This is a genomic window from Curtobacterium caseinilyticum (genome assembly GCF_030363035.1).
In the GTDB taxonomy this organism is placed as follows: Bacteria; Actinomycetota; Actinomycetes; order Actinomycetales; family Microbacteriaceae; genus Curtobacterium; species Curtobacterium caseinilyticum.
In genome coordinates, this window is the sequence record NZ_JAUCMN010000006.1 from 25,268 (window position 1) to 44,075 (window position 18,808).

An 18,808-nucleotide genomic window follows, 5' to 3' on the forward strand; every position below is an offset into this window, starting at 1 on the left:
GATCCGGGCCTCCCGTCAGGATGTCCCTGTGTCAGTCGAGCGTGCGACGCACGTCCGGCAGCAGGTCGTGCAGGCGCTCGGCGAGGCGGTCCTGCGCCTCGTCCAGCGAGCGGAAGTCGCCGACGTACTGGCCGTAGGTGTCGGACACGAAGAAGTGCGTGCCCTGCTGGTCGATCACGCCGCCGTAGTAGCCGCCGTAGTTCGCGGCCCAGAGCCCCGCGTCGGCCTCCGACCAGACGACGTGCGCCCGGGCTGGTGCGTCGGGGGACACGACACCGGCAGCGATGCCGGTGATGACCTCGATGGTCGCCGTGTCCACGGTCACCTCGGCCTGGTGGCTGCTGGTGACGCTGGTGCTCATGGTGACTCCTCGTGCTGCTCTGGTGCTGGTGGTGCAGATCCTGCTGATCGTGCGGAGTGTGCTGGTGGTGCTGGTGGCCGTTCGGCCGGGATGGTCGTCGGGCACTCAGGCGACCGGGCGGATGACGGACGGCAGCATCACGTGCAGCTGGTCCGCGAGCTTGGCCTGGGCCTCTTCGAGGGTGGCGAAGTCGCCGACCACGAGGCCGAAGGTGTCCGAGGCGACGTAGCGGCCGTCGCGCTTGTCGACGCTGCCGCCGAAGTAGCCGCCGTAGTTGGCGATCCACTCGCCGTCGTCCTCCTGCGTCCAGGTGGTCTTGGCGCGTGCGGCGCGGCCGGAGTGCTCGGCCTCTGCCTCGAGGATCGCGATGACGTCGACCGTGTCGGTGTCGAGGGTGACCTCGCGGGTGTCGGTGGTGACCGTGGTGCTCATGTCGCTCTCCTTCGCGATCCGGGGTACATCTGCTGACGTGACAACCGTACGAGAACGTCCCCCGGATCCGCCAGCGATGCCCGCCCTTTCACGGTTTCCGTCCATTCCGATCGGGGTACAACCCCGGATTTCCGGGGATGGGGCACGCAGGAAAGGGGTACAGCACCAGGATCGGGGTACTCGTTTCGTGGATGAACTGCTTGCGGCGCTCGTTCGGGCGCTCTCCCGTCCGGCCCGGCCGGGAGGCTCGGCCCACTAGCGTCGGTTCCCATGGGGACCGCGACGAGGACCACGATCGTGCGGAGCGTGCTGTGCGCTGCGGTCGTGCTCGTGGTCGCCCTGGTGCTCGTGCCCGGCACCCCGGACCGGCTGCGGTCGGGTCTCGTGTCCGGCGTGAGCGCGCTGCGCGCGCTCGGACACGGCACGCTCGCGGTCGGTGACGGCTTCGTGCTGGCGATGCTCGTGACCCTGGTGACCATGCCGTTGCCGGTGCTGCTGGCGGGGGCGACCAGGGCTTCCCGGCCACTCTCGGAGGGCGTGCGACACCGTGCACTCGTCAGCGGCGGTGTCGTGCTGGTGCTCGCGGGCGTCGTCGCGAGCCAGGCAGCTGCGCCCGGCGAACGGTTCCGCTCCGTGGCACTGGCCGGACTCGTCGGTGTCGCCCTCGGTTCGCTGCTCGACGCGGCGTGGCACGCGCGGGAGCGAGCGGCGCACGCATCCGGGCGGACGCAGCGCGTGGCGTGGACGCTGGCGGCTGCCTACGGGCTCGTGGTGGTCCTGGTGGCGACCGCGGGCTCCCCCGTCGACGGCGCGGTGTACCCGCACCTCGTGCGGGCCATCGCGGCGGGGCAGCGCCTCGGCGCACCGGGCTGGCTCGGGTACGACGCGGTGGAGTTCACGGCGAACGTGGTCTTCTTCGTGCCGTTCGGGTTCTTCGTGCTGCTGCTCTTCGGCGCTCGGGCGTGGTGGGCAGGCATGCTCGGCGGCTTCGTGGTGAGCTGCGCGATCGAGACGGTCCAGGCGCTGTTCCTGCCGGCGCGGTTCGCGTCCGTGGACGACGTGCTGGCGAACACCTCGGGGGCGGTGCTCGGGATGCTGGTGGGGATCGTGGTGCTGGGGCGCGCGCGGCGCTCCTGAACGGACTCGATCCGCACTCGACCGACTCCGCACAGCGCACCCCCGTACGGTCGAGCGCATGGCCCGACCCGAACGCCGCCGCTACCGTCCGCCCTCGATGTTCCCGTGGTGGCTCTGGATCGCCGCGCCGCTCGCGGTCGTGGCCGTCGTCGCGATCGCCCTCGTCGTCACCTGACCCGCCGGGCGGACCTCGCCGCCTCCGCTTGTGACGGAGCCCCGGACACGACGGAACCCCCGACACCGAGGTGCCGGGGGTTCCGTTCGGTTCAGTTCAGCTGCACTCAGGCGGCGTCGCGCTGGCGACGGACCGACTTGCGGACGACCAGGAGGCCACCGCCGAGGACGAGCGCGCCACCGGCAGCCCAGAGGCCGAGGGTGGAGATGGTGCCACCGGTGAAGGCGAGCTCACCGGGGGTGCCGGTGCCACCGGTCGAGCCGACCGTGGTGCCGGTGCCACCGGCTGCCGGCGCGATGCTGAAGAACGCCGTGCCGACGGTGCCCGAGGTGGCGCCGGTCGCGGTCAGGTTGTAGGTGCCCGAGCCACCGGCCGGGAAGGTGACGCGGATGGTGAGACCACCGTTGGCGTCAGCCGTGTAGGTCTTCGAGACGGTCGTGGTCGGCAGGGCGCCGAGCGTGACGGCACCGGCACCGGTGACCTGCACGTTGACGGTCTCGCCAGCCGCGAAGACGTTGTCGTTGAAGTTGACGACGGCGGTGCCACCGGCAACGTAGTTGCCCGAGACGGTGCCGGCGGTCTCCGGCGCGTAGCCGGAGGTCGCTGCGTTGGCGGCGGTCGGGACCGCAACGAAGGCTGCGCCCGCGATGAGCGCAGCGGCGATGAGCTTCTTCATGAAGTGTTTCCCCTAAAGATCTGATCCTGCAGACCCTGACACCCAGAGCCCGTTGGCACTTCCCCCTGGAACGTGCCGCGAAGGAGCAAGCGGTCGCTATGGCGAAGTTCCCTCAATCTACCGGGGATCCTCAGGATGTTGCCACCTGGGTCGAAAGTTTTCCGGAACGACACGTTGGCGGTCGCCCCTGACCGGGGCCGGCAACACTCTGCCACCTTGCGGCAGCGGTGGTTCCGCCGGGACAAATCCCCGATCAGAGCAGCCCTCGGCGCCGCAGGGCTGCCAACTGCGAGTCCTGTTCGAGCTGCAGGCCCACATGAGCACGGCGTACAGAAAGTCGTGGCACCCCCGTTGTAGGGATACTCGGCGTTGCGCTCTGCGGATGAACACGCCTCAGCTTCCGGTCCCGACGAGGGAGGCCGCCCTATGGTTCGCTCTGCTCAGCGCGCCGCCGTCGGGTCCGAGCAGTCGAACCGCAGCGGCAGGACCTTGCTCTGCCGCACACCGGGGGTCGACAGGACGTCGACGGCTGCCTTGGCGTACTTCGTGTCCCCGAGGAACGCGACGCGGAAGGTCGTGCTCTGCCCAGGCGCGAGCAGCGTCTGGAGTTGGACGGCCGGGTGATCCCCGTCCATCACCGTCTGCACGCCGACCTGCTTGCCGTCCTGCGAGGACCCGAGGTAGATCGCGTTCTCCGGCGCGTACACCGCCACGAGCGTCTTGATCTTGCCCGGCTCGGTCCCGAATGCTCCGCCGCCGGTCACGTACTCGGGCAGGCTCGTCGCCGCGTCGGCGGGGGCGGTGTTCTTGATGGTGACCTCGACCGCAGAGGTCGGACGGCCGTCCGGGCGGCAGACCGATGCGCCGACGGACACGGTCTTCTCGAGGTAGTAGTCCATCTTCGACGCGGTGCCATCGTTGAGGTAGACGCCGAACTGACGGGTGGCCTTCGTCACGGTGGGCAGCTCGCCCGCGAGCGGCGTGCCCTCGAGACGCTGCTGTTCCGCCTTCGTCGCACTCCACAGGCGGAGGCGCCCTTCCTGCGTCCCCTGCGTCAGCGCGCTGATGAACTGCTTCGCGTCGAACGAGCCGCTCGACACCCTGTCGAACACCGCGCTCGCGGCGGAGGCGAAGAAGAGGTCCTGCACTGCCGGGTCCGGGTACTTGGCGTACACGTCGCTGAGGAGCAGCTGCACCGCATTGTCCGACGTGAGCGTGTCGCCCGTCGGCAGCTGCACCGGACCGGTCGCGCGCAGGATGTAGCTCAGCGTGACCGGATCGATCGCGAGGACACCGTCGACCTGCTGTCCGAACTTCTGCTTCCACATCTCGCGGGCCAGCTCCGCCGACACGTCGAAGCGCGGCGTGAGGGTGACGTCCTGCATGTACCGCCCGGTGATCGAGCCGTAAAGGCTGCGGGTGCCGGGTTCGAGCGGCAGGACCGACTCGGGATACGGCCCGAACGACGACCCTGCCGTCTGATCGCCGAGCGAGATCGCACCGTCCTGCACCTTGAGCAGCGCCACGGCGCCCGGAATGCCCCCACCGGCGCGCAGTTCGGCGTTGTTCTGGAAGAGCAGGACGTAGTTCCGCTCCCCGTCGTTGCCCAGCATCGCGGGGGCGAGCTGCACGACGCGGTTCGCGGTGGCCACCTGGTCGGACGCCGAGCGCAGCGCGTTCCGCAGCTGGTTCACCGCGGACGTGACCGGGGACAGCGTGTCGCTCGTGTCGATGGCGCTCGCGTCACGGTCAGCCTTCGTCAGCGTCGCTGTGGCCCGTTCGACAGCCGGCTGCGCCTTCACCAGCGCTTCGAGATCGACCTTGCCGCCCTTCGGGGCAAACGAGTCGGTGCTCAGTCCACCGATGACGTCGGCCACCGGGCTGACCGCTCCCGTCGCCACGTCGTCCACGACGACCGAGACCTCGCGCACCGCGCGGAGGTTGGTCCCGAAGAACGGGACGTACTGCGCCGCGCCCCACACCGGATCACCGGTCAGCGAGCGCGCCGCAGAGGCTTCGTCCTCGAGCTGCCTCGCCGTCTCCTGGGCGGCCTTCGTGTCCCCGTCCCCGACCTGCGACCGCAGGGTGCTCACGTCGGACACCGCGCGTTCCAGGTGCCCCTTCGCGAGCGCGGCACGGGCACCGACCCACACCACGGCGAGGATCAGCAGAAGGACGACGGCGAGGACGATCCACAGCACGGTCCGGGCCCTGATCCCCCGGCGTACAGCGGCGCGTCGCGACTCGGGCTGATCGGACATGAGGAAGAGTCTACGGCTCTACCGACTCCCCGCCCGTGCCGACGAGCAAGATGCCGGCACATCATGAACTTCGCGGGGCCGACAGACTTCTGTAGTTTAGTCTCCTACGTATGCGAAGCGGGGGAACGTCGCTCAGGATAGATGGCCTCGACGCGCTCCGCGGGCTCGCGATCGCGCTCGTCTTACTCAGGCACTCTTGGCCGCAGGTCGCCGGGACCGGCGGCGTGGTCGGCGTCGTCATTTTCTTCACGCTCAGCGGTTATCTCATCACGAGCCTTCTCGATCGCGACGTCCGCAGCTTTGGACGCGTCCGGTACGGGCGCTTCTACCGAAATCGTGCGCTTCGACTCATTCCCGCTTTACTGCTCTTACTCGTCGGCGTCACGGTGGTCACTGTCGTTTGGAACCCACTCGATGATCGCAGCGGGTTGGTGCGCGCACTCGTCGTCGGGATCACTTACACGGCGAACCTGCCCTTCGACCATGGAAGCGCCACTGTCGAGCACCTGTGGACGTTGGCCACCGAGGAACAATTTTACATCGTCTGGCCAATAGTCCTCGCGCTGGCCGTTCGCTTTCGAAAAGAGCGGGCAGCGCTGACCGCCTCCGTCATCGTGGTCGTCGCCGCTCTCGTGTGCACTATTGCTCTGACCTATCCGGGGGTAACGGGAATCTACAGCTTGCCTACCTCTTGGTGCGTGGCGATGCTCATCGGCGCCGCCGCGTTCTATGCAAAAGGCAAGCTGAACCGCGCGATGCCCGTCGGAGCACGTAGAACCACCTGGATTGCCTCGATCGCGCTCGCGCTGCTACTTGTCGTTTCTTTCCTACCCGAAATGAAGGATTCACCCCTCCTTTATCTCGTGGTGGGCCCGTCAGTGTCGGTGGCCAGCATTCCACTTATTGTAGTGGCGGCCGAATGGAGGTCACTCCCGCGAATATGGCTCGCTCCATCAAAGTGGCTTGGGAAAATTTCCTACGCCGCATACCTTTGGAACTGGCCGATAGTGCTTTGGCTCGGCCCGCAGCCCCTGACCGCTCCACTTGCGGTCAGCGGCGTCGCCCTCACAGTCCTCGCTGCGACCGCGAGTTGGTGGCTGGTCGAGCGCCCCGCGCAGAGCCTGAGGAAGATTTGGGACCAACCTAGCGCCCGGCCCGTCGAACAAAACCGAGCGATTTCATGAGGGCGAAAGTGGGGACGCTGCCCGCCCGGTAGGCAACGAGCTTCACGCGACCCGGCACGCTGAAGTCCCGAAAGCGGCTGCGCCGCACAGCACGGCTCAAGATATCGCAGCCGAGCAGTTCGCGGACGTCGTTCATCCGGAGCGTTTTCCCGTGGCGCTGCATGGCCTCCTCCAGAAGCGTGACAGTCATCTTCGCCAGCGCAGGTGTCAATGGCGCCCACCCATGACGCTGAATGAGCGATTCGACCGCCAGCGTCAGCGTGATGACGCGCGGAATAAAGTCGACGGCTACCCGATGCGACGCGGAGTCGGAGTTCACTGAGTAGACGTACGAAGGCTGATGGAAATAGTGCACCGCTTGTGCTTTACCGAACACCTCGGTGTTGAACAACACGTCCTGTCCGCGCAACACTCCAGGAGCGAATATTTCGTCTCGGCCGAAGGCGCGAACGAGGAATTCTTTTCGATAAATCTTAGCCCACGGAGCGCCAAGCAGTCCGATGTTAGCTTTACCACCGAATCCGACCCGAGCGAGAGTCAGTTGCTGCAACACCGTGCGCGCAGACTCGTCAAAGTCCGTCTCCTTGGAATTGACCGCGGGCACCAACTGCATCGAGTCGCCGTCGCTTAGAAAGAAGTCTGAGATGGTGACGTCCGCCTGGGACTCATGCGCGGCCCGAAGGAAAGGAACAAGAGCACCAGTAACGAGTTCGTCATCGGCGTCCACGAACATGACCAGCGCCGCCTTGGCGGCATGGAAGCCGCGATTGCGTGCCACCGAAGCGCCGAGGTTCTCCTGCCGAAGCACTCGGCAAAGGCCGCTGCTGATTGGCTGAGCGAGGACTGTAGACGGATCTATCTCACTGCCGTCATCGACCACAAGCACTTCGACCTCCCCGCTAGCTTGCTCAAGGACCGACCGGACCGTGCCTGCGATGGTCAATTCCGAGTTGAATGCCGGAATGACGACGCTCAAGCGTGGACATCTTTCAGCGGCGGACATCTCTACTCCCTGCGTCGCGCGACGAACCCACATTGAACGAGTGCAGCTGAGCGCGACCCGGCGAGCACTCCTGCTTGCGGATGCTACGGCGTCGTACCGCACCAAGAATCAACGCGAGCGGCAGCAGGAAGCAAGTGGCGACATCGGCGAACGAATTGAAGAACACGAAGACGATGACGACGACGCAAGCGCAGACGCGGTAGAGCACGACAGCGCCGCCGAGCCGACGCGCGATCACTCCGCCAGTCTCGAGAAGGGCGACCTGGGCAGCATAGGCAAAGTAGAGGCCACTCAACCCGCCACCCAAGAAGTAAGGCACGACATAGCCGGTCGGCGCGTTCAGGTACGAGACCTGGTAAAGAACGTTGACCTTTCCCAACAACAGGTATTTGCCGACTGTGTCTGGAACGAACATCAGCAGTACCTGGTACCAGTGCCCGGAAACGGGCGCTGAGAGGTTCAGGTTGAGATTACCGAGCGGGCTCGTGAAGTAGGTATAGGCCCACTGGAATTGTTCACTTAGCCAGTCCGGATAGCGATCCTGGTACCGCCCTAGGTGCGAGATGTAACTTGAGTCCCACCATGGCGAGCCGGACCTAATGTTGCCGAAGACCCCCACACCATAGAGGACCGCGATTCCCGCAATGGCGACGGAAATCAGCACGCCGGGACGGATCTTGCCGCCGCTAGAGAAGCGCCGTGCAACAAGGAGGAGCAAGCTTCCGATCAGGACGAACGTCATGTAGCCACGACTATTATTGAGAAGCAGGAGAAGCATCAGTAACGCGAACTGCACGGCGTAGGTTTTTGATCGAGTGACAATGAGGCGATCCACCCGCTCGAGCGCATAGAAAATAACGCCAGCGATGAGGATCACGTGAATGATCGGGATCCCGACTGTCGACTGCAGCTGCGCAGTGATGTCGAACCCGGAGTACTCGCCTCGGAAGAACGGCACTCCACCCTGGTAGGCGAAGTCTGCAGCGAACCCCAGGATGAAAAACGCAGTCATCTTTCGTCCGCCGGACGCCGGCTCCTCGCGGGCTGGACTCCATCGATCGGTCGCCGCGGTACCTCTCGCGGCCTGGAGCACGAGGATGACGATTGACGTCATCGCGGTGATGAGCAAGAACGCGATCAGGTCTGCACGGAGCGGCGCGTTGAGCTCGGACCAGCCCCAGCTGTACACCAAAAGGCAACAAAGCCAGGTCACGGCGTACCAGAAGTGGTAGTTGGTTATCACCCGCATGCTCGAGCCTCCCCGCGAGTTCGTCGCGTCTTACCCTTCGTTCGTGTCACGCGCCTCGATGACCCTTCTCGGGGCTACTCCGGGCAAAGGACGACAGCTCATCGAGTCGTGATGGACCGAGTGGCGACTCCAGTAGCTCGAGGTGGGCGCGAACGGTCTGCGGGTCAAGGTCCTCTAAGTTGAACGAGCGAAGAACCCTTTCCACCTCTGCTGAGACTCGCTTGCGCAGGTGACGGGCCGGGGCCCCGGCAACGACCGAGAACGGTGCGACGTCGCGAGTCACGATTGCTCCGGCGGCCACGATACTTCCGCGGCCAAGCGTCACACCGGACATGACTATCGCCCCATGGCCAATCCACACGTCATCCGCCACCGTGATGTCGCCGCGAGAACCGACCTGTTCGCCTTCCCGAAGGACGAATGCGCGAAGCGGGAAGGTTGTCACTCGATCGATTGGATGATCGCCGTTCAGGATGAACGTCACGTCCTCGGCGATGGAGCAGAACATACCGATCTTGAGGCGGCTCGTGTTGGCACCGTCGATGACACGCAGCGGCCCGTAGCTGTACCGACCGACCGCGACCTTGGCTCGATCGAACTGGTTGACGGCGCTCGTCTCGTTGTGACTGTTCTGCTTGTCCCACAGCCACCGGTGCCGCGCGAGTTTCGCGCGTTGGAGGATCCGCCGAGCGGCCTTCCAAATAGGACCGCGACCTGCGTCAGCCATGAGACGTCCTTCCTGTGCGCAGCCAACTGAAGATGAAAGCTGACGTTCGGTAGTGCACTGTCGCCCCGAGAGCTCGCCGGAGCGTGAGGGCCCAGCCCCAAAGCTGTCCTACTAACGTCCCCCGGTAAAACTGCCTCACATCCCTGTTGAAGGTGCGGAAACGAGCCAGGGCCTGCTGCTCGTTGTCCGTGTCCCGTGAGTAGTCCTGGTCGAGCATGACGTCCCAGCACACCTCGACATGCGCGCCACCCGCAAGACTCGACCGAGCGAACTGATGATCGACGTAGTCGAGGAAGAGTTCCTCGTCGAAGGGATTCGAAGATACAGTGCCGCGCGCGACAGTCATACCGCTGTTGATCCAGCTGATGTTCGCAGGAACCTCTCCCACCCTCCTGAGGGGTAGATACCACGGTCCTATCCGTCGGCACGGTGAGATGATTGCATTGCCAGCTCGAACAGCAGGGAGCGTCACTTCTGCGCCGAGTCCCTCAGCGAGTCGATCAAAGAGGCGAGGTAAGCCCGCTGTGTCTTGATCGAGGAACACCACGTGCGTCCAACTCGACTGGAGCTGTTCGACCGCCGAATTGTAGGCCCTTGCAAGACCGACATTTCCCCCGAGCCACCGGTACTTGATGACGCTTGGGAGCGTGGCGATCTCATCGGCCGGGGCGGGTTCAGGCGAGTTGTCGACAATGATGACCTCGGGCACGGCGCTCAGGTCGATCATCGGAAGCGCCCGCAACAGGCTGATTTCATGAAGCGGCTTCTTAAACCGAACGACAATGATCGCGACCTGTGCGGACCGTCGATCAGCGGGGTTCCCAGTGGTCATTGTCCTGCCCCCGCCCCTCCGTGCTTACGAACGATACGCAGCACGAGCACGGGGGCGCGGAGCGTATAACAAATGGTCATTGCCGCTGCAACACCGACAGGACCTTCCCAGATCGCGCCGAGCACCATCCCCACGAGGGCGACGGCCGCGAAGGCGGCGCCATTCGCCGCGACAAAGCCTTCATCGTGACGCCCCTGCAGGATCGCTGCGAGCGGGCCGGACAAGGCGAGCATCGGGAATCCGATGAGTGCCCAGACCAGGATCGGCGCTGCCTCGGCGTACGGCGAACCGAACAACAACCTCAGCAGATCGCTCGCGAAGAAACAGACTGGGATGAGGACGACGTAGGAAGAGAGCAGCAGGAGGCAGACGTTGCGCGTAATCCGAACAGCGTCGCTTCCGCTCTTGGCGACAGCCGGAAGAATGACCTGGGACAAGGACGCCGGTAAGAGAAGCATCGGGTTGACCAGCTTCTGCGCCGCTGAGTAGAGGCCCGCGCTCGCCACCGAGGCGAACGCGCCTACAACCGCGGAATCGAGGATACGAACTTGGTTGAGGACAGAACTGGCCCAGAACCGCCACGACCCTGCGAGCACCCCTCTAAGACCTATGGCGCGGACATCTCCGCGCACCCTCATGACCGTGAGTCGTTGCAGGAGCTGACTGAAGATGACGCCAACGAGTTGAGCCAGGGCGAAAGCAATCGCGCCATCCAAGCGTACGAGGAGCAACCCGCCGAACGCCCCGAGCATGAGCAGCCTCCGTCCGAGGATCGATGCGGCCGGCACTGCCCTTGAGCCATCAGCGAAGAAGACGCTGAGGTGAGTCTCGGTGTTCCGTTCGAGTGTCAGCGAGAGCGCGAGCAGCCCGAGAGCAAGATGAGGCGAAGCCGTGAAACCGGCGATGACCGCGAACGTCACAGCAGTCACCACGGTCACGACGTCATTGAGGCGAAGAGCTCCTGCGACCATCCCCTGGTCCGCTCGTGCACGGGCACGCGAGAGAGTAGCCGTGATGCCGAGGTCGGTCACGAGGAGCGCGAAGCCGGCCAGCGCCGTCAGCACACCGATTGCGCCGAACGTCCGCACGTCTACCACGCGGCTGAGGAGCATAAACGAGATCGATTGGAGAACGGCCGCGACGCCGCGCGAAGCGATCAGGACGATGACTTGGCGGTTCATGTTCGTGATCCGGACTCTTCGAACTGGCTGAACATCAACGATCCTCAACGTCACTTCACCCGACGCCCGGTGATCCTGCGCCATTGGCGGACGCTGATTCGGTCGGTTGCCGGCGCTGGCACTTCCATGCTGAGCCCCTGCATCACCCCGCGGAAGTACGCAGCGGACGTACCCTGCCTCACCTTCCGGAGGCCGTTTGCCGCGACCGCTGCGAAGAACGGCAAGGCGATGAAGCACTTTGCGGGAGCGGAGAGCATGCGGCGGAATGTTGCGATTCGATTCCTCACGAGTAAGCGTGCCTTGAGACGCTGTCCAGCCGGATTCGCCACTGAGTGACCTCCGATGTGGTCGAGCGTGATCTCCTCGAGAGCCCTCGTCTCAATGCCTCGGGATTGCAGGAGAAGACCCCATTCTGCGTCTTCACCCCAGGCGAAGAGGTGCTCGGGGAACGGCACCTCGTCGCGGACGAGCGATGTGGAGAACACCGCCGCGCCCCCGCTTGGGCCGATCAAGAAGCGCTCCGAGTCCACCCTGTCACGGCAGAACCCCCACCATGAGTACTCGACGCCGAGGTGATCGATCCCGTCTGTCCGGAGTGCGACCGAGTACGGGCCCGAATCAGGCAGCGACATGACTGACTCGACAGCAGAGCGAGTCAAGTAGACGTCGGGATTCAGCAGGAAGATGCGCTCGCTCTCTGCAAGTGCTACTCCGTTGTTCACACCAGCCGCGAACCCGGGATTATCTGGATTCCAGACGTAACGCGCCCAGGATTCGAGGTCGAGGTGGGCCTTCAGCGGTTCTGGGCTGTGGTCGACGAACACGACCTCGACCGATGCCTCGACGGCGTCACGCCAAGTGGGAAGCGTCGACTCGAGCACCGCAGCTCCGCCGTAGAGCACCGAGACGATCGTCAAAGAGGGCTCGCGTCGGTCGGTCACGCCTGCGCCTCCTCGCTCGCAACAACACGCCCGATTCGCGCCCGCTCCGGGTGGAAGAGACGAGCGAAGACAACTGGCAGCAGGAGATGCGGGTACCGGAGGTAAAACTTCGTCATGCTCGCGACCTCGAGCCGCCAGGCCGCAAGGTTGAAGCGGAACGTTTCGCGCGCCCACCCGTGGACCCATCGGACACGACCATCGAGCACGACTGCGTGGCCCGAGCGCCAGGCCCGGAGGCCCAAGTCGGAATCCTCGTAGTAGACGAAGAAGCGGTCATCCCAAGGGATCTCGTCGAAAGTCTCGGCCGTCATCGCAATCGCAGCCCCGATCGCCCAGGAGATGTACCGGCGTTCCCCTGGGTTCGCGGTGATCTGGTAGTCACGCGACTCTGCGCCGGGTAGACGATTGAAGATTTTCGACGAGAGCGTCGGGAGGTTGCGTCCCGAAGGCTGAGGGGTGCGGTCCACGTTGAGGAGTTGAGGCGCAACGACAGCCCCGGGATCAATTTCAAAGTTCTGAGCGAGCTCGTCGAGTGCCGATCCGACGACCTCGATGTCTGGGTTCACGAAAGCGATGAATTGACTCTGAACAGACCGAGCCCCGATGTTGTTCGCAGCGCCGAACCCGACGTTCGCAGGAAGTGAAATGACCGTGGCCCCCAGCTGTCTCGCGATCTCCACGGAATCGTCAGTCGAGGCGTTGTCTACGACGGTCCAACGACTGTGCGGGGGAAGGTTTACGGCAGGCCAGTGGCGGCGAAGGTCCCGGGCGCTGTTGAACGTTACGGTAACGAAATGCCAGACCAGTCGGCGAGTGTCGGGGAGTTCCGAGGACTGTCCTAACCGCGTCATCAGTGCGCATCGCTTCCCGGCGCAAGCACCGCGCGGACCGTGCGCCACAGGATCACCAGGTCACCCGTGATCGACCAGTTCTCCACGTAGTACAGATCCAATCGGATCGCATCCTCCCAACCGAGCGACGACCGTCCTCCGACTTGCCAGAGCCCGCTCATTCCCGGTTTGAGCAGGAGTCGACGCGAGGCAGCGGCGTCGTACAGCGCGACCTCGCCCTCTCGCTGAGGTCGCGGGCCGACGAGGCTCATCGTGCCGAAGAACACGTTGAACAGCTGCGGGAACTCGTCAAGCGAGTGCTTCCGGAGGAAGTGGCCGATCGGGGTGATGCGCGGGTCGTTGTCGAGCTTGAAGAGCGGGGTGTCCCCCTTCCCCTGAGCTGCGAGCAGCGCCGACAGCTCGGCGTCGGCGTTCACTCGCATCGACCGGAACTTGAGCATGTCGAAGGGCACGCCGTTCAGTCCGATGCGCTCCTGCCGGTAGAGCACCGGTCCGGCGCTCGTCATTTTCACCACGATGGCGAGGACGATCAGCAGCGGTGAGAGGGCGACGATGAGCGCCGCGGAGCCCACGATGTCGAACGCGCGCTTCAGGAACAGCGCCGATCCGTCGTACCGCGGCATCTCGACGTGGATCAGTGGCAAACCCGCGACGGGCCGGGTGTGGATGCGCGGTCCGTTCACCTCAGTGAGGCTCGGTGCCACGATCAGGTGCTCGCGACCGCCTTCCAGCTCCCAGCTCAGCTCTCTGACCGCCTGTGCGCCGAGGTCGTCCGAGCTGGTGACGGCGACGGTGTCGGCTCCGATGCTCCGGAGCGCGGTGACTGCATCGGGTATGCGGCCGAGGATCGGAACGACCGTCATCCCGAGCGTCGAACCGATCTCCCCCGAAGGCACACATGCGCCGACGACGCGGTAGCCCTCCTCGGGGTGCCGTATGAGTTCCCGTGCGATGTGCTCAACTGAGGGAGTCGAACCGACCAGCACCACCTGCGCCGAGAAGCGACCCGATCGACGCTGGGCGTTGAGCCACTGCCGCCACATCCATCGCGTGAGCAGCAACAAGAGCACGCCGACGGGGAAGGCGATGAAGATGTAACCCCGTGCGATGTCGAGCTTGAAGGCGTAGGCGACGATTGCGACAAAAGCGAATAGGCGGATCGCGGAGTCAACGATCCGTCGGTACTCTCCTGCGCCACTACCGACGTAGCGGGGGTCGCGGGTGTCGTAGAGGGCGAGCACGAACAGCCAGGCGACGACCAAGATAACGGAAACGAAGGTGTAGCCGAGTGCGAGGTCTGCTGGGCTTCCTGCAACCTCGCGGCTGTCGAAGCCGAACCAAGCGATCTGCACGCCGAACACGACCCAGACCAGCGCAAGCACGTCCGTGATGACGAGGCGCCGGGAGTACATGGACTCCCAGCCATCGGTCCGCACGGAGGTCCGCTCGGTCACCGTCACCACGTCGCCCCGCCGTCCTTCGACACCGCGACGCTGTCGCCGGACCACATCCACACGTCGTCACCGGACCGGTCGAGCGCGACCGGTCGCTCGGTCGGCACGTGGTTGCAGCCGATGGGCGTGGTCGTCGTCGCGTTCGTCACGCCGGCGGCGGGCATCGTCTCGATCTGCAGTCCGTCGCAGCTCGCGGTGCCGGCGCGGGCGAGGGTGTACTCGCCGCCGTCCACCGCGATCGCCCGCACGCCGTCGACGGGCACGTCGACCCAGGCACCCGCACCCGTGCGCCAGTCGAGCTGCTCGTCGCAGGCGACGAGCGTCGTGCTGTCACCGCGGAACGCGTCGGCGGGGTCCTCGCACGGCGGGTCGACGACGTCGCCGCCGAGGACGAGCCCCTGCTCGGTGATCCCGGCGCCGGCTGCTCCGGCCTCGCCGTCGGCCCAGGTCGCGCCGTCGTCGGTGGTCGTCCGCACCTCGGTCGCGCACGTGTCGCCGGTCCCGACGAGCACGGACACACCGGACGACGTGGCGCGCAGCGCCGCGATCGTCCGGACGTCAGCGTCGAGGTCGACCGCCTGCCACTCCTTGCCACCGTCCGTCGTGTGCTCCAGCACCGCCTTCGGGTCGGCACACGTCGTACTGGAGGCGCGCCACGCCTCCAGGCCGTCGATGGCAGACAGCAGGTGGTCGGCCGACGCGACGCCGGCGTCCGAGGAGTCGGCGGTCGCTGACGCGGACGGCGACGCGGCCGGCGTCGCCGGACCGCTCTGCTGCACGCCGAACGTGGGGATGGGACGAGGTTGACCGCTGGCTTCCGGCGCGGTGCGTGCGAGCGCGAGGGCGACGAGCACGACGTCGATGACGACGAGCGCGACGACGATGACGGCGACGCCGATCAACGTGGTGCGCGGCAGGCTGGTGCCGAGGCCTCGGGCCCCCCGGCGCTCACTCATCCCCCGGCCTCCGTCAGCGGTCCGCGCGACGGACGACGCCGAGCTTGCCGCGGGACTTGCCGGTCGACTGCGCGGGCCGCTGTGCTGGCTCCGCTTCGTCGAGCCCGTACCCGTAGCCGTACCCGTAGCGGCCGTAGCCGTAGGCACCCGGGCCCTTGAGCGGCATCATCGTGATGACGAAGCCGGCGATCGGGGCGCCGACGTTCTCGAGCGAGGCGACGGCGGCGGCGAGCTGGCCCTTGTGGGTCTTGCCCGACGCCACGGCGAGGATCGCGCCAGAGGCCTTCTTCGACAGGATGGCCGCGTCGGTGACGGGCAGCAGCGGCGGTGCGTCGAACAGCACGTAGTCGAACTGCTGCTCGAGCGTCGTGATGAGGTCCTGCATCGCTTTCGAGCCGAGGAGCTCGGACGGGTTCGGCGGGATCTGGCCGGCGGGCAGGACGACGAGGTTGCCGCGGCCCCAGGGCTGGGCGACGTCCTCGAGCGTGGCGCGACCGATGAGAACGTCGGTCAGCCCGGCAGCGCTGTCGACTTCCATGTACTCGCCCACGCGGGGGCGGCGGAGGTCGGCGTCGATCAGGATGACCTTGAATCCGGCGCTGTCGAGTGCGATCGCCAGGTTCGCGACCGTGGTGCTCTTGCCCTCGGACTGCATCGACGACGTCATCACGAACGTCCGCGAGCCGGTGCCCAGGTCGAGGAACTGCAGGTTCGTGCGGAGCGTGCGGAAGGACTCGGCGCGCGGGCTGCGCGGGTCGACCTGCACGATCAGGGGCCGCTCGGAAGCCTTGCTGTCGAACGCGATGCCCCCGACGACCGGCTTGTCGCTGATCTTCTCGACGTCGGTCTCGACGCGGACGCGGTTGTCGAGCGTCTCGCGCAGCACGGCGATGCCGACGCCGAGGGCCAGGCCGACGAGCAAGCCGAGCGCGATGTTGACCGGGACGTTGGGGCTGACAGGCTTCAGCGGCACGTCGGCCTGCTTCACCCGGGTGAGCTTGACGGTGCTCGTGCCGTCCGCGTCGGTCGCCTCGATCTTCTCGACGACGTTCGTCAGGCTCTGCGAGGTCGCGTTCGCGATCTCGGTCGCTCGGACCGGGTTCGTGTCGTTCACGCTGATCGAGATGAGGGTCGTGCTCGTCGGCGCGGTCGCGGACACCATCGTCGCGAGCTGGTCGGCGTTCATGTCGAGCTGCAGCGACGAGATGACCGGCAGGAGCACGATCGGCGTCGTCACCAGGTTCGAGTAGGTCAGGACCCGCTGCTGCGTGAACGTGTTGCCCTGCGCCAGGTCGCTCGCGCTACCCGACGTCTCGGTGGACACGAACACCTGTGCCGAGGCGGAGTACACGGGCTTCTTGAGCAGGGAGAACCCTGCAGCCGCCGCGACGCCCACCAGGGCGAGCACCACGATGAGCACCCACCCCTTCCGGAGCACAGTGATGTAGTCGCGCAGTTCCACGCGGCCCGCCTTCCCCGATCCTCGCCGTTCCTGTGGTCCCGACACAGGTTCCGCGGGGGTTGTCCCAGCAGACGGCATTCAAATAGTGCCACACGGATGAGCCTCGCTCGCCTGTTCTGCCCGATCTGCGTCGGCGGTCCTCTACGCTCGCCCCATGACCTCCGAGCCGGAAGTGGCGACCACCGAGCCCTCGACCGCCCGGCAGCGGGACCTGGTGGCCCTGCTGGTGGCACTCGTCCTCGCGGTCGTGCTCGCCCGGATCGTGAGCACGCTGACGCTCCGCGGAGCGGTCCCCGGCCCCGTGCTGCAGGTGATCGTCGGCGACGTCGCGGTCTGGGTGCCGCTGGTGTTCGGCATCATCTGGGTCGTCCGGCGGACCGGCCGCGACCTGTTCGGCCGGTTCCGCATCGAGATCGGCGACGTGGTGTTCGCGCTGGGGATCGTCATCCTGACCCGGGTGTTCGACGCCGTGCTCGCGCTGACCTTCACCGGCACGACCGGCCTGGTGCCGCCGCCGTCCCTCGGCACCCCGGACGTCGGGTTGCTGCTCGTGTCGGCGATCGGCATCGTGCTCGTGAGCCCCGTGCTCGAGGAGCTGTTCTTCCGCGGGCTCTTCCAGCGTCTGCTCGCGGCCGAGCTCACGCCGCGCACCCGCTGGCTGGCCGTGCTCGTGACGGCGTTCCTGTTCGCCCTGGCGCACCTGTTCCTCGGCGCTGCCACGACGACGCTCGGCGGCTTCCAGGTGTTCCTGACGACGTTCGTGCTCGGGCTGCTGACCGGCACACTGGTCGCGATGACGAACCGGGTCGGCGGCGCGATCGTCGCGCACGTGCTCTTCAACGCCGTGGCGGTCGTCGCGACCTGGCCACGCTGAGATCGAGGGACCGAACGGACCACACGGGCCAGCGGGACCAGGCGGACCGGGCGGAGCCCACGGCCGGACGGACCAGACGGACCCGGCGGGTCAGACGGCCTCGGGTCGGTGCCGGCGCCTCGCCCACCACCGCACGGCGACCGCTCCGAGCACCCCGACCACGGCAGCGACCACCACGGGCACCAGGCTCGCCCCTGCCGGACCCAACGCCATGACGAAGACCGTGGCACCGGCTGAGACCATCTCGACCGGGTACGGCAGGTAGACGCGCGAGCCCAGTGCGTAGGACACGGCGGTGATGAGCGCGGTCCCCGTCCAGAGGACCCCGAGCGCGACCACCGCGCCGACCCCCTGACCGATCGTCCGGAGCCCGGTCCATGCGATCGCGGCGCCGACCGCCACCGCGGGGAGCCACCGCAGCACCGCGAGCGCCGCACCAGCGCCGTCACCGACCGATTCCACCGGCGGCACGACGAGTGCATCGGCCCAGACGCCGAGTGCGACGGCGGCGAGCGCGAGAGCGACGAGCGCGCCGCCAGGTGCGGCTCGGCCGATCAGCACCGCCAGCACCGCGGCGACCGCGACGCACACGAGCGACCCGACGGCGAGCGCCACGACGTACAGCTGCGACGCGCTGATGTCCCCACCCGTGCCGGGCGTCCCGTCCATCCGCATCCCGGCCCCCGTGACGACCGCGGTCTCGACGACGGCGACGACCTGCAGCCCGACCAGTCCGCCGAGCGCGGCGAGCGACCCGCTCCGTCCGAGGACTCCCCGATCGCGCAGCACCCGGACGACGATGCCGGTGACCGCTCCGCCGACGAGCAGCACCGCGGCGATCGTCGTCACGGCGTACTGGCTGAAGGGCAGCAGGGCGATCGGCATGTCCGACGGGTCGGTGGTCGGTGTCGCCCAGGTGTTCTGGAGCGGTAGCCGCATGCCGGTGACGATCCACGGCAGCAGGCCGACGACCGCCGAACCGATCCCCACCCCGAGTCCGACGACGACCTGCTGCGCGCTGCTGCGCTCTCCCCCGTGCATCCGGACACCGT

18 protein-coding genes are annotated in these 18,808 nt (G+C 66.4%); 3 read left to right on the forward strand and 15 right to left on the reverse strand.

Translation table 11 applies throughout. The annotated features are described in order from the left end of the window. Window positions 1-31: 31 nt before the first annotated feature. A complete protein-coding gene (locus tag QUG93_RS09660; protein WP_289473692.1) occupies window positions 32-361 on the reverse strand; it encodes a hypothetical protein in 330 nt (109 codons plus the stop codon). A gap of 105 nt (window positions 362-466) precedes the next feature. Continuing rightward, complete coding sequence (locus tag QUG93_RS09665; RefSeq protein WP_289473693.1) at window positions 467-793, reverse strand: hypothetical protein; 327 nt, start codon at window positions 791-793, stop codon at window positions 467-469. Between the two features lie 270 nt (window positions 794-1,063). Here QUG93_RS09665 and QUG93_RS09670 point away from each other — a divergent pair, with 270 nt between their 5' ends. Next, window positions 1,064-1,930, forward strand: coding sequence for a VanZ family protein (locus QUG93_RS09670; protein WP_289473694.1), 867 nt, complete (start codon window positions 1,064-1,066; stop codon window positions 1,928-1,930). A 281-nt stretch (window positions 1,931-2,211) separates the two neighbouring features. Here QUG93_RS09670 and QUG93_RS09675 read toward each other — a convergent pair whose 3' ends face one another. Then, window positions 2,212-2,781, reverse strand: coding sequence for a sortase (locus QUG93_RS09675; RefSeq protein WP_289473695.1), 570 nt, complete (start codon window positions 2,779-2,781; stop codon window positions 2,212-2,214). A gap of 440 nt (window positions 2,782-3,221) precedes the next feature. Continuing rightward, window positions 3,222-5,042 (reverse strand): DUF4012 domain-containing protein, encoded by a 1,821-nt coding sequence (locus QUG93_RS09680; RefSeq protein ID WP_289473696.1) that lies wholly within the window; start codon window positions 5,040-5,042, stop codon window positions 3,222-3,224. A 110-nt stretch (window positions 5,043-5,152) separates the two neighbouring features. Between QUG93_RS09680 and QUG93_RS09685 the strand changes: the two genes are divergently transcribed. Next, window positions 5,153-6,226: an acyltransferase family protein gene (locus tag QUG93_RS09685; protein WP_289473697.1), complete on the forward strand. Its 1,074-nt coding sequence runs from the start codon at window positions 5,153-5,155 to the stop codon at window positions 6,224-6,226. Here QUG93_RS09685 and QUG93_RS09690 read toward each other — a convergent pair. From QUG93_RS09690 to QUG93_RS09735, 10 genes are read right to left on the reverse strand one after another with little or no spacing between them, the layout of a single operon-like run. Further along, entirely contained in the window at window positions 6,186-7,202 is a 1,017-nt protein-coding gene (locus tag QUG93_RS09690) for a glycosyltransferase family 2 protein (RefSeq protein ID WP_289473698.1), read from the reverse strand. The two genes, QUG93_RS09685 and QUG93_RS09690, sit on opposite strands and share 41 nt — an antisense overlap. Window positions 7,203-7,215: 13 nt before the next feature. Continuing rightward, a complete protein-coding gene (locus tag QUG93_RS09695; RefSeq protein WP_289473699.1) occupies window positions 7,216-8,472 on the reverse strand; it encodes a hypothetical protein in 1,257 nt (418 codons plus the stop codon). A gap of 52 nt (window positions 8,473-8,524) precedes the next feature. Continuing rightward, window positions 8,525-9,205, reverse strand: coding sequence for a CatB-related O-acetyltransferase (locus QUG93_RS09700; protein ID WP_289473700.1), 681 nt, complete (start codon window positions 9,203-9,205; stop codon window positions 8,525-8,527). Next, entirely contained in the window at window positions 9,198-10,037 is an 840-nt protein-coding gene (locus tag QUG93_RS09705; RefSeq protein ID WP_289473701.1) for a glycosyltransferase, read from the reverse strand. Before QUG93_RS09705 ends, QUG93_RS09700 begins: the two co-directional genes overlap by 8 nt. Further along, on the reverse strand, window positions 10,034-11,302 hold the full coding sequence (locus QUG93_RS09710; protein ID WP_289473702.1) for a lipopolysaccharide biosynthesis protein: 1,269 nt from the start codon (window positions 11,300-11,302) through the stop codon (window positions 10,034-10,036). The genes QUG93_RS09705 and QUG93_RS09710 overlap by 4 nt, the downstream gene beginning before the upstream one ends. Continuing rightward, window positions 11,269-12,159 carry a glycosyltransferase family 2 protein gene (locus QUG93_RS09715; protein WP_289473703.1) on the reverse strand — a complete coding sequence of 297 codons (891 nt, stop codon included), beginning with the start codon at window positions 12,157-12,159 and terminating at the stop codon, window positions 11,269-11,271. The genes QUG93_RS09710 and QUG93_RS09715 overlap by 34 nt, the downstream gene beginning before the upstream one ends. Continuing rightward, window positions 12,156-13,010, reverse strand: a complete 855-nt coding sequence (locus QUG93_RS09720; RefSeq protein ID WP_289473704.1) for a glycosyltransferase — start codon at window positions 13,008-13,010, stop codon at window positions 12,156-12,158. Before QUG93_RS09720 ends, QUG93_RS09715 begins: the two co-directional genes overlap by 4 nt. Next, the gene (locus QUG93_RS09725) at window positions 13,010-14,464 is read right to left on the reverse strand and encodes a sugar transferase (RefSeq protein ID WP_289473705.1); all 1,455 of its coding nucleotides are present in this window, start codon (window positions 14,462-14,464) and stop codon (window positions 13,010-13,012) included. Before QUG93_RS09725 ends, QUG93_RS09720 begins: the two co-directional genes overlap by 1 nt. Before the next feature lie 2 nt (window positions 14,465-14,466). Beyond that, entirely contained in the window at window positions 14,467-15,420 is a 954-nt protein-coding gene (locus QUG93_RS09730) for a beta propeller repeat protein (protein ID WP_289473706.1), read from the reverse strand. Window positions 15,421-15,433: 13 nt separating this feature from the next. After that, the gene (locus QUG93_RS09735) at window positions 15,434-16,882 is read right to left on the reverse strand and encodes a tyrosine-protein kinase domain-containing protein (RefSeq protein WP_289473707.1); all 1,449 of its coding nucleotides are present in this window, start codon (window positions 16,880-16,882) and stop codon (window positions 15,434-15,436) included. 154 nt (window positions 16,883-17,036) lie between these two features. Here QUG93_RS09735 and QUG93_RS09740 point away from each other — a divergent pair, with 154 nt between their 5' ends. Further along, window positions 17,037-17,756 carry a CPBP family intramembrane glutamic endopeptidase gene (locus QUG93_RS09740; RefSeq protein ID WP_289473708.1) on the forward strand — a complete coding sequence of 240 codons (720 nt, stop codon included), beginning with the start codon at window positions 17,037-17,039 and terminating at the stop codon, window positions 17,754-17,756. 90 nt (window positions 17,757-17,846) lie between these two features. Here the strand turns inward: QUG93_RS09740 and QUG93_RS09745 are convergent, their stop codons facing one another. Beyond that, complete coding sequence (locus tag QUG93_RS09745) at window positions 17,847-18,797, reverse strand: hypothetical protein (protein WP_289473709.1); 951 nt, start codon at window positions 18,795-18,797, stop codon at window positions 17,847-17,849. Window positions 18,798-18,808: the final 11 nt, after the last annotated feature.